The organism is Acinetobacter lwoffii (assembly GCF_022809915.1).
Lineage (GTDB): Bacteria > Pseudomonadota > Gammaproteobacteria > Pseudomonadales > Moraxellaceae > Acinetobacter > Acinetobacter lwoffii_M.
In genome coordinates this window covers 19,694-34,640 of sequence record NZ_JALGQY010000008.1, presented here as the reverse complement: position 1 = coordinate 34,640, position 14,947 = coordinate 19,694, and the positions used below count along the sequence as shown (strand labels likewise).

General features: G+C 41.7%; 15 protein-coding genes. 7 read left to right on the top strand and 8 right to left on the bottom strand.

Features of this window, described 5'->3' with window-relative positions; all coding sequences use genetic code 11:
* Positions 1 to 97: 97 nt before the first annotated feature.
* A complete protein-coding gene (locus MTX11_RS05875; protein WP_180086952.1) occupies positions 98 to 406 on the top strand; it encodes a hypothetical protein in 309 nt (102 codons plus the stop codon).
* 112 nt (positions 407 to 518) lie between these two features.
* Positions 519 to 1,292 (top strand): M48 family metallopeptidase, encoded by a 774-nt coding sequence (locus MTX11_RS05870; protein ID WP_005106510.1) that lies wholly within the window; start codon positions 519 to 521, stop codon positions 1,290 to 1,292.
* Between the two features lie 166 nt (positions 1,293 to 1,458).
* Here MTX11_RS05870 and MTX11_RS05865 read toward each other — a convergent pair whose 3' ends face one another.
* The 3 genes from MTX11_RS05865 to MTX11_RS05855 form a co-directional block, all read right to left on the bottom strand.
* A complete protein-coding gene (locus MTX11_RS05865; protein ID WP_243474617.1) occupies positions 1,459 to 1,941 on the bottom strand; it encodes an FKBP-type peptidyl-prolyl cis-trans isomerase in 483 nt (160 codons plus the stop codon).
* Positions 1,942 to 2,077: 136 nt separating this feature from the next.
* Positions 2,078 to 3,364, bottom strand: a complete 1,287-nt coding sequence (locus MTX11_RS05860) for an NAD(P)/FAD-dependent oxidoreductase (protein WP_243474616.1) — start codon at positions 3,362 to 3,364, stop codon at positions 2,078 to 2,080.
* A 238-nt stretch (positions 3,365 to 3,602) separates the two neighbouring features.
* Positions 3,603 to 4,916: a D-alanyl-D-alanine carboxypeptidase PBP6B gene (locus MTX11_RS05855; RefSeq protein ID WP_243474615.1), complete on the bottom strand. Its 1,314-nt coding sequence runs from the start codon at positions 4,914 to 4,916 to the stop codon at positions 3,603 to 3,605.
* A gap of 175 nt (positions 4,917 to 5,091) precedes the next feature.
* Between MTX11_RS05855 and MTX11_RS05850 the strand changes: the two genes are divergently transcribed.
* Entirely contained in the window at positions 5,092 to 6,795 is a 1,704-nt protein-coding gene (locus tag MTX11_RS05850; protein ID WP_243474614.1) for a M61 family metallopeptidase, read from the top strand.
* A gap of 75 nt (positions 6,796 to 6,870) precedes the next feature.
* Here the strand turns inward: MTX11_RS05850 and paaI are convergent, their stop codons facing one another.
* Positions 6,871 to 7,263, bottom strand: coding sequence for a hydroxyphenylacetyl-CoA thioesterase PaaI (gene paaI, locus MTX11_RS05845; RefSeq protein WP_219309006.1), 393 nt, complete (start codon positions 7,261 to 7,263; stop codon positions 6,871 to 6,873).
* A gap of 170 nt (positions 7,264 to 7,433) precedes the next feature.
* Here paaI and MTX11_RS05840 point away from each other — a divergent pair, with 170 nt between their 5' ends.
* Complete coding sequence (locus MTX11_RS05840) at positions 7,434 to 8,180, top strand: hypothetical protein (protein ID WP_243474613.1); 747 nt, start codon at positions 7,434 to 7,436, stop codon at positions 8,178 to 8,180.
* A gap of 4 nt (positions 8,181 to 8,184) precedes the next feature.
* On the opposite strand, the gene uraH is transcribed toward MTX11_RS05840, so the two are convergent.
* Both uraH and MTX11_RS05830 read right to left on the bottom strand, forming a co-directional pair.
* The gene (gene uraH, locus MTX11_RS05835) at positions 8,185 to 8,580 is read right to left on the bottom strand and encodes a hydroxyisourate hydrolase (protein ID WP_005103576.1); all 396 of its coding nucleotides are present in this window, start codon (positions 8,578 to 8,580) and stop codon (positions 8,185 to 8,187) included.
* 118 nt (positions 8,581 to 8,698) lie between these two features.
* Positions 8,699 to 9,487 carry an rRNA large subunit pseudouridine synthase E gene (locus MTX11_RS05830; RefSeq protein ID WP_004731551.1) on the bottom strand — a complete coding sequence of 263 codons (789 nt, stop codon included), beginning with the start codon at positions 9,485 to 9,487 and terminating at the stop codon, positions 8,699 to 8,701.
* A gap of 194 nt (positions 9,488 to 9,681) precedes the next feature.
* On the opposite strand from MTX11_RS05830, the gene icd reads away from it, so the two are divergent.
* From icd to MTX11_RS05820, 3 genes are all read left to right on the top strand, one after another.
* Positions 9,682 to 10,938, top strand: coding sequence for an NADP-dependent isocitrate dehydrogenase (gene icd, locus MTX11_RS05825; protein ID WP_243474612.1), 1,257 nt, complete (start codon positions 9,682 to 9,684; stop codon positions 10,936 to 10,938).
* 299 nt (positions 10,939 to 11,237) lie between these two features.
* Positions 11,238 to 11,369, top strand: a complete 132-nt coding sequence (locus MTX11_RS16595) for a hypothetical protein (protein WP_004645538.1) — start codon at positions 11,238 to 11,240, stop codon at positions 11,367 to 11,369.
* A 143-nt stretch (positions 11,370 to 11,512) separates the two neighbouring features.
* Complete coding sequence (locus tag MTX11_RS05820) at positions 11,513 to 12,070, top strand: M23 family metallopeptidase (RefSeq protein ID WP_004278950.1); 558 nt, start codon at positions 11,513 to 11,515, stop codon at positions 12,068 to 12,070.
* On the opposite strand, the gene MTX11_RS05815 is transcribed toward MTX11_RS05820, so the two are convergent.
* Together MTX11_RS05815 and MTX11_RS05810 are read right to left on the bottom strand one after the other, a co-directional pair.
* Positions 12,049 to 13,260, bottom strand: a complete 1,212-nt coding sequence (locus MTX11_RS05815; protein WP_243474611.1) for a YbfB/YjiJ family MFS transporter — start codon at positions 13,258 to 13,260, stop codon at positions 12,049 to 12,051. The two genes, MTX11_RS05820 and MTX11_RS05815, sit on opposite strands and share 22 nt — an antisense overlap.
* A 213-nt stretch (positions 13,261 to 13,473) precedes the next feature.
* A complete protein-coding gene (locus MTX11_RS05810) occupies positions 13,474 to 14,904 on the bottom strand; it encodes a pyridoxal phosphate-dependent aminotransferase (protein WP_243474610.1) in 1,431 nt (476 codons plus the stop codon).
* Positions 14,905 to 14,947 lie beyond the last annotated feature (43 nt).

Sequence of the window (14,947 nt, the reverse complement as noted above, 5' to 3'; positions counted from 1 at the left end):
AATTTATGCAGCTATTTCAAGACTAAAGTTGCATCGGCAATGTGGCGTGATGTGCTTTAACATAGCGGTATATAAAGAAAGAAAAATGAGCAGCAGGATGCAAAAAAATATATCGGCGACCATGTTTTATTCATTGTTATTCGCGATGGGTGGGGCGCCAACATTGGCCATGATGATTATTCGTGCGCAAACTCAAAATCCTGAGGTGATTTATGCGGCGCTGATTGGTCTGAGTGTCATTATCGCCTGTGTATTAGTACCTATTATTTTATTGCAAAATGCTTTTTTATATTTCAAACGTAAAGACGAAATGCTTGAACAGAAAATCAAACCACTTAGTCAGGTTTACCTAGGCCTCAATATTATTTGTCTGATTTATTGGTTGGCGATACAGTATTTGGCTTAAAAATTACATAATTTATAAGAAGATGAATGAATTAAGCGTTTAGCTGCTGCGCGCTTTCACTTATAATTTTTACAATGTAAATTGCCCTTGAGCCAAGGCGGAGTAAATTATAATGAAGAATAAACTTTTATTGAGTATGGCGGCTGCTACAGTCGTAACATTATCAGGTTGTACCACCATTGCCGATATGGCAGGGGCAGATACTGCGACCTTAAATGCATCTGCGAGCCAAAGCTATAATGCCATGGTCAATGATGCGCGTAATAAAGGTCAACTGGATACCAGTTCAGCAACCTATAAACGGATTAATAATGTATTTAACCGTTTGAAACCAGTTGCTAACCAGATGAATCAAACCGGTACAGCATTCCAGTGGCAATTGGCTGTGCTCAAATCTGACCAGGTCAACGCCTTTGTTGCGCCAGGTGGTAAGGTTGTATTCTATACGGGTATTGTAAATAAACTGAATCTGACCGATGCTGAAATTGCAGCAATTATGGGTCATGAAATGGTGCATGCTTTAGAAGAGCATTCTAAGCAGAAAATCGGTGCTCAGGCCCTGACTGATCTGGCCTTGGGTATTGGCTTGAATGCAGCAGGTGTGGGTCAAGGTGGCGCTGCAGCCGCACAATTGGGTAGTCAGATCGGTATTGGCTTGCCATACTCGCGTAATCTGGAAAGCCGTGCTGACCAAGGCGGTTTAATGCTGATGGCGCGCGCAGGTTATAACCCGAATGCAGCCATTACCTTGTGGGAAAAAATGAACAAACTCGGTGGCGGCAGTGGTGCAACCTTCCTGTCTACGCATCCATCGAATAGCCAGCGTATTGGGCAAATGCGTCAACAGTTGCCAGCAGCGATGCAGATTTATAACCAAAAAAAATAATCCACTGATCATCCTGTAAAAGGAGATCTTGATCGGATTGGAAAGGCAGGGCAATGGCTCTGCTTTTTTTATAGCTAATTGGGTGGTTAATATTCTACGGGCTATTTTCAGGCAATAAAAAAGGCAAAGTCAGACTTTGCCTTTTTTCACTCAAGATCAGAAGATCTTAGTGTTGGTGACCGCCTACACCGTGTACGTGGCCGTGATCTAATTCTTCTTGAGAAGCTTCACGAACAGATACAATTTCAACTTCGAAAGTCAGGTCTTGACCAGCAAGTGGAAAGTTAGCATCAACCACAACATTGTCGCCTTCAACTGCTTTAACAGTTACGATTTGCACGCCGTCATCAGTTTGAGCTTGGAACTGCATACCTGCTTGAATGTTGTCTACGACTTGGAACATTTGCGCAGGAACTTCTTGAACTAGGTCAGGGTTGTATTCGCCATAACCTTCAGCAGCAGGAACATTTACAGTGAATTTTTCACCTACAGTTTTGCCTTCTAACGCATTTTCTAAACCTGGGATGATGTTACCTGCACCGTGCAAATAGGCAAGTGGTTCACCTTGAGATTGGTCGAGAGTTTCACCCTCTGCGTTAGTCAATGTGTAGTGGAAAGAAACCACGAGGTTATTTGCAATAGCAGTCATGTTAATTGATCCATTCAATTTTTTAAGGGTACATCATAAAGTGAAATTGCATTTTTGTAGACTAAAATTAGCAAAAAAACGCAATTTGACAATTTTGTTGACGATTTTTTCATTGATTGGGTCAAATTCTGGAATTTCAATGCAATTTCAGCTTTGGGGAAATTTTTCGTGTAACAAAATCTTTTGCGGTGAGAATACCCGCATGCGCATAACCATGAATAGTCGCTTGATGAATTCGGTATAAGGAAACGTACATTGACTTGGCGACAAAGCCTTGAACATTCACTTGACCGAGCAACTCGCCGACGGCTTTATTCTGGCTTAAGGAAATCAGTGAACCTTTGTCAGAAAATTTAAACATCGGTAAATAGTTTTCTTCATTGACACGTGCTTTTAAGGCATTGGCCAGAAAATTGGCCTGTTGGCTGGCCACTTGTGCACGTGGGCCCAATACTGGTTCATTTGCAGCAGGTTGGCAGTGTGCACAATCACCAAAAGCAAAAATGTCTGGATCAGATTTGGTTTGCAGGGTGGAGTAGACTTTCAAGCGATGAATATTATCCTTTTCCATATCTTGCAGTTGTGCCAAAACTTCAGGTGCTTTGATGCCTGCGGCCCAGACTTTAATCTCGGCATCCAGACTTGAGCCATCTGTAAAATAAATTTTGTCTTCATCGACCTTGGCCACGCGGTGATTGGTCAGGACTTCAATGCCAAATTTTTCCAGTTGTTGCATGGTATGTTCGGCAACTTTAGGAGAAAGGGCAGTCAGAATACGATCTGCCGCTTCAATTAAGGTAATTTTGACTTTATTTGGATCGACCTTGTTCAAGCCATATTTAAAGAAATTGTGTTTGGCTTCTACCAGCTCGGCTGCCAGTTCCACTCCAGTCGCACCGGCACCAATAATCGCGATATTCAGTTCACGGCTCGAAGCTTCATGTTGAGCATTCAGGTAGAGATGCAACAGATCCTGCTGAAAGATATCAGCTTGTGGACGGCTGTCGAGAAAATGACAGAACTGTTTGACGCCTTCGGTATTAAAGTCATTCGAGGTAGAACCTAAAGCCAAGACCAGTGTGTCATAGTCAATGCGCTGGTTTTTTTTGGATTGGGATTTTTTGGAGAAATATTCTGTTTCGACCACAATCTGTTTCGCTTCACGATCCAGACCGGTAAATGTGCCCAAGACAAATTCATAATGATGTGCGGCTGAATGAGCAAAATAATTGGTTTCTTCTTCATGTGGATTTAAGGTGCCCGCAGCAACTTCATGCAGCAGTGGCTTCCAGATGTGCGTCAATTTTTGATCGACCAGAATAATCCGGGCTTTACCGCTTTTACCCAAGCTCTCACCCAGCTGAGTCGCCAGTTCCAGACCACCGGCACCACCACCCACAATCACGATTTTATGTGCTGTCATATATGATTAACCTGTTTATTTTTTTAATAAAAATAAGAGAAATAGAGAGAAAATATACTATGGCATGCGCTAAAACGCGTCTTGATTAAAATTGTTATACACATTACAAAACGTAGCAATTCTGTGAGGGCAGGTAAGTTTCCCTGTCTTGAGGGCGTGATGCAGGAAGAAAGGAAAATCTGCCAGAAGATCAGAGAGGAGATCTTCTAGCTTAAAGGGAAGTTACTTGAGATGTAGATTATCTATCTAAAGGATAAAGCTTTACGCTTGGCGTATTGTCTGAAAACAAACTGAACAAGCCTTGTAGCCAGCTAAAGAATTTCTGAAACAGGTTGGCTTCTTCAATTTCGACATGATCTTCAATTTGAATGGTGCGAATCAACTGATTATTCTGATAAACCTGAATGGTGGCCAAAGGCATCATGGTGGCCAAAGGCGCAATAAGTTCAGAAGCCTTCACTTCAACATTGATATGAGTCTGAGTTTCCTGAAGTGGCTCGATACTTTTTAAAACGCCATCACCAGTATTCAGCATGACACGCTGATGCGCCTGGTCAAACTGATTCAGGTCAATACTGTAGCCCTGATCATATAAAGAAGTGGTAATGATCTGCGGTTGTTTGGTTTGTACCTTAAACATTTTTAAGGTGGATTTGATCACAGGCAATTCAGCCAGTAGCTGTTGATCTTTGATCGCTACCTCATTGCGGGTATAGGTATAAGCCAGATTCATCAGCTTATGTGATACTTCAGCGCGTTTTGCTGCACTTTTAGTACCCAGTACCACCACAATCAGACGGCGATTTGGCATTTCAAAATCTGCTGTGACGCGATTGGCTGTCAGCGCCAGATTATAGCCCGCTGCACGGGTAAAACCGGTTTTTAAACCATCTACTGTAGGATCGACCTGAAGCACACGGTTGGTCGCACGATGAAAATGCTGATTGTAGGTAAAGCTTGGCTGCTTTGAATAATACAGATAATCCGGAGTTTCATTCACCACCGCCATAGACAGTCTGGTTAAATCGGCGGCAGTCGAATAATGCTCAGGCATGGTAATACCGGCCGGATTCTGGAAATTGGTATGTTGCATGCCCAGTGCTTTGGCTTCCTGATTCATACGTTCAACAAACTGCGGAATACCACCCGAAATTTTCTCAGCCAGCGTCACCGCGGCATCATTGGCAGACATGATAATTAAGCCCGCCAGAAGCTGATCGACTGAAATCAGATCACCTTCTTTCAGGTACATCTGTGACTCATCCCACATCACGGTTTTAACCACAGAGGTCGCGGTTAACACTTCATTTTTATTTAATTTTCCGGCCTCAATTTCCTTTAAGGCAATATAAGCCACCATCATTTTGGTCAGCGAAGCCGGAGCACGCTGAACGTCGGCATTGTGCTCTGCAATGACTTGACCAGACTGTGAATCCAGAATGGTCCAGGCTTCAGCTTCAACGCTTTCAGGCACAATATTGAGTAGGGCAGCATGTGAAAATGCAGAAATAAATAAACTGAAAACCGCAATCAGTGAGATGATGTATTTCAATGGTGTTCCTTGATAACCCGGCGGGTGTTGAACGATTTAATTTTCACGCATGCTATGCCTTTTTTATACAGATAGCTAGTCGTAAATGTAGACAAATAAGACAGCTAAACCATACTGGCTTAAAAAATGCTAAGCTAAGCTATATCTCATTTATTTTAATTTTATATCGTTCATTATGTTGCATTATCAAATTGAATTTGACGATTATCGTCAGCATCTTATTCACGTGACTGTTCGTTTTCTTGCGGACCCTACCCAAGTCCTGTCATTACCGACCTGGATTCCGGGAAGCTATCTGATTCGAGAATTTTCCAAGCACATTGAAGCGGTCAAAGCTTATGATGAGGATGGGCGCCAGTTACAGATCCAGAAATTTGAAAAGAACAAATGGCGTTTGTTCAATACTGATCATGAACTGATTACAGTGGAATATGATGTCTATGCCTATGACCTGTCCGTTCGTGGTGCATATGTGGATCAAAATCGTCTCTACGTGAACCCGGCTTGTGCATGTCTGGGGCTAGAAGGTCAGGAAAATAAAGAAATTGAACTGGAAATCTTCCTGCCAGATGAATTAAAGCATTTTCAGCTGGCAACCGGCATGCAAGCCAAAAGTCTGGTCAAAGGCCGTTTCACCCTGAAAGCCAAAAATTATGCAGAACTGATTGATGCACCATTTGAATTAGCAGAACAAACCCGTTTCAGTTTTGAAGCAAATGGTATTCCGCATGAGTTTGTGGTGTCAGGCAAACACACGATGAATGCGGCGCGTATGCAGCAGGACATTGAAAAAATCTGTGCTACAGAAATTTCAATGTTTGGTTCGGCGCCGTTTACAGACTATACCTTTATGACCATGGCAACCGGCAATAGCTATGGTGGTCTGGAGCATCCAAATTCTACCAGCCTGATTTCACCGCGTGATGACTTGCCGAAAGCCAATGAACCTGAAGAACCGTCGAAAGATTATCAGCGTTTCCTCGGCTTATGTAGCCATGAATATTTCCATTCCTGGTTGGTGAAATTCATTCGCCCTGAAAACTTTGTTAACTATGATTTAAACAGAGAAGGCTATACCTCTCTGTTATGGATCTTTGAAGGTTTTACCTCTTATTACGATGATTTGATTTTGCTGCGCAGTGGCGTGATTAATCAGGAATCGTATATTGCTTTGTTAAAAGCACAGATTGACCGTTATTTACAAAATCCAGGGCGTGCGATTCAGTCAGTGTCTGAATCCAGTTTTGATGCCTGGGTGAAATTCTATCGTCAGGATGAAAACTCGAATAATGCGGGTACCAGCTATTACAACAAAGGTTGTTTAGTTGCATTGTGCCTAGACTTAGGTCTGCGTTTACGCGGTTCAAGTCTGGATGCCTTGATGCGTCGTTTGTATGAAAACGCTCAGAAAGGTATTCAGGTACATGAACGAACGATCTTTGAATTATGCAAAGAGCTGACAGGAGATGATTGGTCAGAACAGATCAATCACTTGATCAATACCACAGACGAATTACCATTGGATCAGCTTTTCCCTGCGTTTGGTATGGCTTATAGCCTGAAAAATGACAAGTCTTTGCCATTCGGTTTAAAACTGGCAGATAAGCCGGAAGGTGTGCTGGTTCAATCTGCGCGTCGTGAGGGTGCTGCTGTGCTCGCTGGCCTTTCTGCCAATGATGTCATTATTGCAATTGATGGTTTAAAGGCAACGACTAAGCTTGTTGAAAGCTATGCAAAACAGCAAGGTACTTTTACAGTGTATGCATTCCGTCGTGATGAGTTGATGACCTTCGAGGTTCAAGCTGCGGGTTCTGAACTGACCGAAGTTGAACTGAAAGTGGAAGATCCGGCTAAAGCTGAGAAATGGCTTAAAGCTTAAAGCCATAATTATTCTTAATTAAAAAAACCGGTGCATCGTCACCGGTTTTTTATTGCATTAAATTTTGAGAAAAAATTATTTAATGATCAGTCGTGATGTGCCACGGAATTCCGCCACGATTTGATTATTTTGATTCATCACCTGAATATCATAAATGCCACTACGGCCACTGCTCGCCTTATGTTCTGCTACAGCAGTCAGTGTGTCACCAAGCAAGCCCGGTTTTAAATAATGAATACCACAATGTTGACCAACCGCCGGATGTTCACCAGTATTGCAGGCAATTGCAAAAGCTGCATCTGCCAGTGCGAAAATCACGGCACCATTACAGGTTTGATGACCCTGTAAATGCTGTTCAGTCACCTTTAATTCGATCTTTGCATAATTGTGGTTATAAGAAACCAGATGAGCACCAAGATGCTGAATTAACCGGTCCTGATTAAACATCTGGCTGACTTGCTGATCCATTGCAAAACTCCTTTTTAGGATACTTTTTATTTTAAAATATAAATTATATGAATCATAAATACCATCGGATAGTCAGAATGACAAGAGGGAAGAGTTAAAAATCTTGTTTGCACACATAAGAAAAAGCATGTAAAACCTATATTTAGGTATGGGTTTTTTATTATTAGAAGATGAATCAAAATAGTTTAAATTGGGGAATTGGAATAACAGTAATTTGGCTTGCTGTAATTACTTCTTTTTGGATGTTTGGTGGATTGAGTTCGCCTACTTCATTAAATGAACTTGGAGATTTTCTAGCGGGAATATTTGCGCCAATTGCTTTTCTCTGGCTGATTTTAGGTTATGTTCAGCAAGGTAAACAGTTAGAGCAAAATACAAAAGCATTAGAGCAACAGGAAAAAGCATTACAACTTCAGATTGATGAGATGCGGGAAAGTGTTAAACAACAGACGAATTTAGTTTCTTTACAAGAACAACAGCTAAAATCAGCAAGAAAAGCAGTGCGACCTCAGTTAAATTTAAGTAGAACTACTTTTTTTGAACACGAAGATAGGTACGAAGATCGTGATAATGATGGAAATATTATTGATGTTTTTGATATTTATATTGTTTGTATTTATTTAAATTTAAAAAATTATGGTGAAGAAGCTAAAAATATATATTTTTTTGATGAGGATTTTAAAAGATATGAATCACTTTTAATAAGTCTTAGTAAAAATGAAGAACAGAGAGTTCAAATTAATTTGCTCAAAGAACAATATACAAAGTTATTTGCAGACAAGGAGTTAATGATAAGGGGTAAAATAGGCTACGAAGATAAATATGGGAATTTATATGATTTTAAAGTCAAATTCACCATCACTACACCTAGAAAAAATCCTCGTGTAGGATTTCAAATATCTCAAGAGTCGATATAGAAGTTTAATTCCCCCGATACGTTGAATATCCATAAGAACTTAATAGCAGCGGAATATGGTAGTGCTCTAAAGCACCATCAATCACAAAAACTACCGGTACTTCAGGGAAGAACGTCCGTTGATTATTGGCCTTAAACCAATCACTCGTTTTAAACGTTACTTTATAAACGCCTTTTTGTAACGCGGTGTCTTTAGGATAAAATTCTTTAATACGACCATTACTGTCTGTCTTGGTTTCATTGAGCTTGACCCATTTCTCACCTTGTTGAGCTTCTAGGGTGACCGTGACATTAGCAGAGGGTAGGCCAGTTTCTTGATTAAGTACATGCACACTCAGCGGATTGGCAAAGCTAAAAGTTGAGAGGGACGTCGCAGCTAAAGCGAAAATTATTTTTTTCATGAGACTCACATTAAAATGAATACTTTAATTAATTCTAATAGATTGAAAAATAAAAAAATATTTAAGTTATGTAATAAAAAAAGCCCACCGAAGTGAGCTTGATTGGATTTATTCAAACTTAGCCACGACCGCGGCCGCGACCACGTGGTGCTTTGGTATTTGGACGAGTTGTGCCATTGGTCTTACGACGCGGCTTTTCACTTTCATCCATTTGCCAGATACGTTTGGTGCCAGACTTTTTCACAGAACCATCTTTGTTCTTACGAACCATTGGCTTACCACCAGTACCACCCGGCTTTTTCACATAAGAGCGCGAACGGTATGGTTCTTCCGCAGGAACATTCTGGAAGTCCGGATATAATAATGGTTCAATTTCTCTGGTTTCACCCGGTTGCAATCCCATACGAACCAAATCAATCTCACCAATTTTGGTACGGATCAAACGCAGTGTAGGGAAGCCGACAGCAGATGTCATACGACGAACCTGACGGTTACGACCTTCACAGATTGAAATCTCAACCCAAGACGTCGGAACAGAGGCACGGAAACGTACAGGAGGATTACGCTCCCACAACCATTCCGGTTCAGACACTTTTTCAGCACGTGCAGGAAGCGTCATGCCATCTTTCAGTTCAACGCCTTTACGAAGCTGTTCAAGTGCTTCTTCGGTCACATCACCTTCCACTTGCACCATATAAGTTTTAAACTTTTTATTGGCAGGATTGGTGATATATTGGTTGAGACCACCGTGATCGGTGAGGAAAACCAGACCTTCTGAGTCCATGTCCAAACGACCCGCAAGACGTAAATCTTTGTCGTTGACAAAATCAGCCATGGTTGGGTGCTTTTCATCCGCACGGAATTGGGAGAGGACGTCATAAGGTTTGTTTAGAATGACGATTTTCATAGGAAATAACTTCTATAATTACATTAATTTAAAAAATGTAGAGGTTTATTTAAAAGGGAAATTGAGTTATTTCCCGTATAAATCTCAAAAACAACAAATCTGGATTAGAATATTATGCGTTAAGAACAGTTGAAAGTATTGCCTAATTGGCAATTATTTTAGATTTGTCAGCGGCATCCGGGAGAATACTAATAATGGGATATCAAAAAATCGTAGTACCTGTGGATGGTACCAAAATTACCGTTAATGCAGACCTGTCACTCAACGTACCAAATAATCCAATTATCCCATTTATCGAAGGGGATGGAATTGGTGCAGATATTACACCAACAATGCGAACTGTGGTAGATGCTGCTGTGCAAAAAGCATACGCCGGGAAACGTTCCATCGAATGGATGGAAGTCTACTGCGGTGAAAAAGCTGACAAAATTTACGGCACCTATATGCCTGAAGAAACTCTCGAAGCACTGCGCGATTATGTGATATCGATTAAAGGTCCACTGACCACGCCAGTCGGTGGTGGTATTCGTTCCTTGAATGTGGCTTTACGTCAGGAACTGGATTTATATGTCTGTGTACGTCCGGTGCGCTGGTTTGAAGGGGTACCTTCGCCAGTACATAATCCAGAACTGACCGACATGGTGATTTTCCGTGAGAATTCAGAAGATATTTATGCCGGTATTGAATGGAAAGCAGATTCTCCGGAAGCGAAAAAAGTTATCAAGTTTCTGAAAGAAGAAATGGGTGTAACCAACATCCGCTTTGAAGACAATTGTGGAATCGGAATCAAACCTGTCTCCAAAGAAGGTAGCCAGCGTCTGGTGCGTAAAGCGATTCAATTTGCCATTGAGAATGACAAGCCGAGTGTGACTTTGGTACACAAAGGCAATATCATGAAATACACTGAAGGGGCATTTAAAGAGTGGGGCTATGAGGTCGCATTGGAACGTTTCGGCGGTGAACTTTTAGATGGTGGCCCGTGGGTTAAAATCAAAAATCCAAGAACGGGTAAAAATATTATTATTAAAGATGTCATTGCAGATGCCTTCTTGCAGCAAATCCTGATGCGTCCAGCAGAATATTCTGTGATTGCGACACTCAACTTAAATGGTGACTATATTTCTGATGCGCTGGCTGCGGAAGTCGGTGGGATCGGAATTGCACCAGGTGCCAATATTGGCGGTTCGATTGCAGTTTATGAAGCAACCCACGGTACAGCACCTAAATATGCCGGACAAGATAAAGTAAATCCGGGTTCGATTATTTTGTCTGCTGAAATGATGCTGCGTGATATGGGCTGGACAGAAGCTGCCGACCTGATCATCAAGGGGATTTCGGGTGCGATTGCGGCAAAAACGGTGACCTATGATTTCGAGCGTTTGATGCCAGGTGCGACCTTGCTACGTTGTTCTGAGTTTGGTGAAGCGATCATTGCTAATATGGATGCCTAAAATTGCGATGCAATTTATGAGCTAAAGCCCGCAATTACGGCGGGCTTTTTTATAGTTTTATTTTTAGGAAAAGTCTGAACAGATAAAAGCTAAACGTTAAAATAAGTATCAGGCTGCAAGATCATGTAAGAAGTGTAATGAGCTTAAAAATGATTCGTTCTAAGCTGAATAACTTAGTAAAGACTGTATTACATTGACGTATTTGGATACAGCTCAGCGATTGGCTTATTTTGTATAAACGTTAGAGTGAGGAATGGAACTTCCAGTGATATAGAGACGTTTCTCCAAAGGAGTAAATCATGGCTAAAGCTAAAGCGAGACATAAGCAGGTCCAACAAAAAGACAAGCAGGACAATGCTCAGAATGAAGAGCAGCAACAGCAACAACAGCAACAACCATCGAAACCATCTCGTGCTAAAAAACGTAGATAATCTCCTATCCACCTAAAATAACAAAACCCTCATTTGAGGGTTTTGTTATTTGAACGCTTGTATAAAATCATCACTAAAAATAACAGGATTGTGACTTTAAATTAGGCGGTTGTGATTAAGATAAAAGTCATCTATTTAATTTAATGCGAATATTGGTGAAATTTCTTCGGATTATAAGCTTACTGTTATCTATAGGTTTTCTACTAACTGCCTGTCAGCCACCGCCTTCAGGTGAAGCAGCAGGTTGGAAAAGCCCTTATCTGTATTGGCAATTACAGAGAGCCCAGTTAGAAGCTCCGCTACAGATTCCGGTTGAAGGCGTCAGAGTTGGTCAGATTAATGATACTTGGGGAGCAGCGCGTAGTGACGGTCGTAAACACGAAGGTACGGATATTTTTGCCAAACGCGGTACGCCAGTATTTAGCGCGACCCCAGGTATTGTGCGTAGGATTGGCACCAATAATCTGGGTGGAAAAATTATCTGGGTGACCGGTCCAAATATGAGCCAACATTATTATGCACATCTGGATGACTATGCAGAACATATTCAGGAAGGCGACTGGGTTGAGGCAGGTGAAGTCATCGCTTATGTGGGGAATACAGGTAATGCCAAAAATACCCCGCCGCATTTACATTATGGGATTTATTTAGGGGGGCAAGGAGCAACCAATCCTTATCCTTATTTAGTCCCTTCTCCATGAGCAGAAATTGGCAGAGTTTGTTGTTCAGATTTGAGTCTGACAGGACGTGTGTACCAGAACAATTGTAACGTTCCTAATAAAAGAACAAATGTGGCCAGTATGAACTGTTGATGATAGCTCAATCCAAAATATTGCAGCGCACTAAAACTGAGCCCACCGATTAGCTGAATCGAGGCAAAACACAAGGTGGCAATACTCCAGAGCTTTTTATAAGCCAGTCCATACAGTTGCAAAATGGTATAGGAGGTCAGGAACACCACAGCCGGATTTAGCATCCCGGTAAAAAAGGAAGAGCTAAAAGTAAGCAATGGGCTGGCATCTAGGGTTGCAATAAAAATAGCCACAATATAAAGACTATAAAGAATTTTCAGGGCAGCAAAATTACCCCATTTTCTGGCCAGTGCATAAGCACTCAAGGCGCCTAAAGCACTACCTAGTCCATACAGAATCCAGTTGAAATTAATCCAGAACAAGCTCAATCCCAACTGCTGGCTTAAATAATCAATCCAGAAGAGTGAATGTGGTATATAGGCGAAAGCACTACAGGCGTAAACCGTCAATAAACTATAAAAGACGCTATTCAAAGATAGAGTAGAGATAACCGAAGGGGCTTGTGCGGACAAATACGGCTTAAATTTCTGAATCAGTAAACTTAAAACGATACAGATAAGCAAAGCAAAACCACATAAGATTAGCCAGGCCGTCTGTATGGAAATTTGATCCAGATAAGGCAGAAACAGGGTCGCAATTAAAACGCCTAGTCCAATTCCGCTAAAACCAATAAAGTTGATTTTAAGACGGTCTTGAAGTTCACAGCACTGTGCAACCACACTCGGCGATAAGATCATCATCAGTCCACCGCTGATCCCGGAAATAATCCGCCAAGCGATATACCATACTTCAGAAAAACCAGAAAATGCACAGCACATCAGGCTGAGCATACCGGCAAAGGCTGAAATTTGAATATAGGTACTCATGCTGCGGTCTTGAGGCAGACGCATGGCCGTAAATGCACCGATTAAATAACCCAGCAAATTGGCACTGCCCAAGAGACTGGCAAAATCTGTACTCCAGCCAAAGGCTTCGCGTGTGCCAGGTAACAGTGCGGTATAAGAAAAGCGAAGAATGCCAATGCCCAAGCACATACTAAGACAGAGAAACAGGCTGAGCTTGATTGTGTTTGAGGACATCCGTGTACTCATGGAATTTTATGTTTGGTCAAAAAATAACATGAATCTTCATAATAAAGGGAAAAATTGCCTGAAAAGAAACCATTGAGTGCAGAAATTTGCTCAAAGAAACCGGTAAGATTTTTAAGATTTCATCAATCAAAAGCCTGAATTTTTTCATAGAAATAAAAAACCGCGTCTCAACGCGGTTTTTTATATTGTCTATTTCAAGAATTAACGTATCTTGGCCAGGAAACGGCCAACACGGGTAATGGCTTCACGCAGTTCATTTTCAGCCGGCAGGAACACTACACGGAAATGATCCGGTGTTGGCCAGTTAAAGCCTGTACCTTGAACCAGAAGCACTTTCTCGGCACGTAACAAATCCAGCATCAGTTTTTCATCGTCCTGAATTGGATACACATTCGGATCCAGTTTCGGGAAACAGTACATTGCACCTTCAGGCTTGACACAAGATACACCTGGAATCTCGTTCAGCATTTCCCAGGCAATATTGCGCTGTTCATATAAACGCCCACCTGGGCGAATTAGGTCGTTAATTGACTGATAACCGCCCAGTGCAGTCTGAATCGCATATTGAGCCTGATGGTTGGCACACAAACGCATCGATGCCAGCATATCCAAACCTTCGATATAGTCTGCGGCACGTGCTTTATCGCCGGTAATGGCCATCCAGCCGGAACGGAAACCAGCAATACGATAGGCTTTAGATAAACCGTTAAACGAAACACAGAGCTGATCGCCAGCCAGAGCTGCTACAGCAACATGCTCGATTCCATCGTAAATAATTTTGTCGTAGATTTCATCAGCAAATAAAATCAGGTCATATTTCTTGGCCAAGTCGACGATTTGCTGCAACACATGACGTGGGTAAACCGAACCGGTCGGGTTATTCGGGTTAATAATCACAATACCACGGGTATTTGGCGTGATTTTGCTTTCCATGTCAGTAATATCTGGATACCAGTGATTTTCTTCATCACATTTATAGTGAATCGCTGTACCGCCAGACAGATTCACTGCTGCCGTCCAGAGTGGATAATCCGGCATTGGAATCAGCATTTCATCGCCATCATCCAGCAGACCCTGCATGGCCATCACGATTAGTTCAGACACACCATTACCGATATAGACGTCATTGACGTGCATATCTAGAATGCCTTTTTGCTGATAATACTGACAGATCGCCTTACGCGCCGGGAAAATCCCTTTGGAATCCGTGTAGCCAATCGCATTCGGCAGGTTTAAAGCCACATCGTTGATAATTTCTTGTGGTGCTTCAAAACCGAATGGGGCAGGGTTACCAATATTTAATTTAATAATTTTGTGACCAGCTTCTTCCATCTCGATGGCCGCTCGTAACACAGGTCCGCGAATGTCGTAGCAAACATGATCAAGCTTGGATGATTTCTTGATTTCGCGAGGGGATTGGAAAGTGTTCGGCATTTTGATGTTCTCGGATGGAGTGGAGGTCACTTTTGCATAACGATATAAATAACTTTTAAATGTCTCAGTTGTGACTAGATCGAGATCATGTTCATCTCGAAGTAGTGCAACAATTTTTTCATGCGTAAATCCAAGCTGCTGATATTGTTTGATCACAGGCAACAGATTTTTAAAAATTACGCTCTTTTTTTGCGACATTTTTTAATCCTGAGCAAATTTAGAGCTAAGAATACCATTAAAT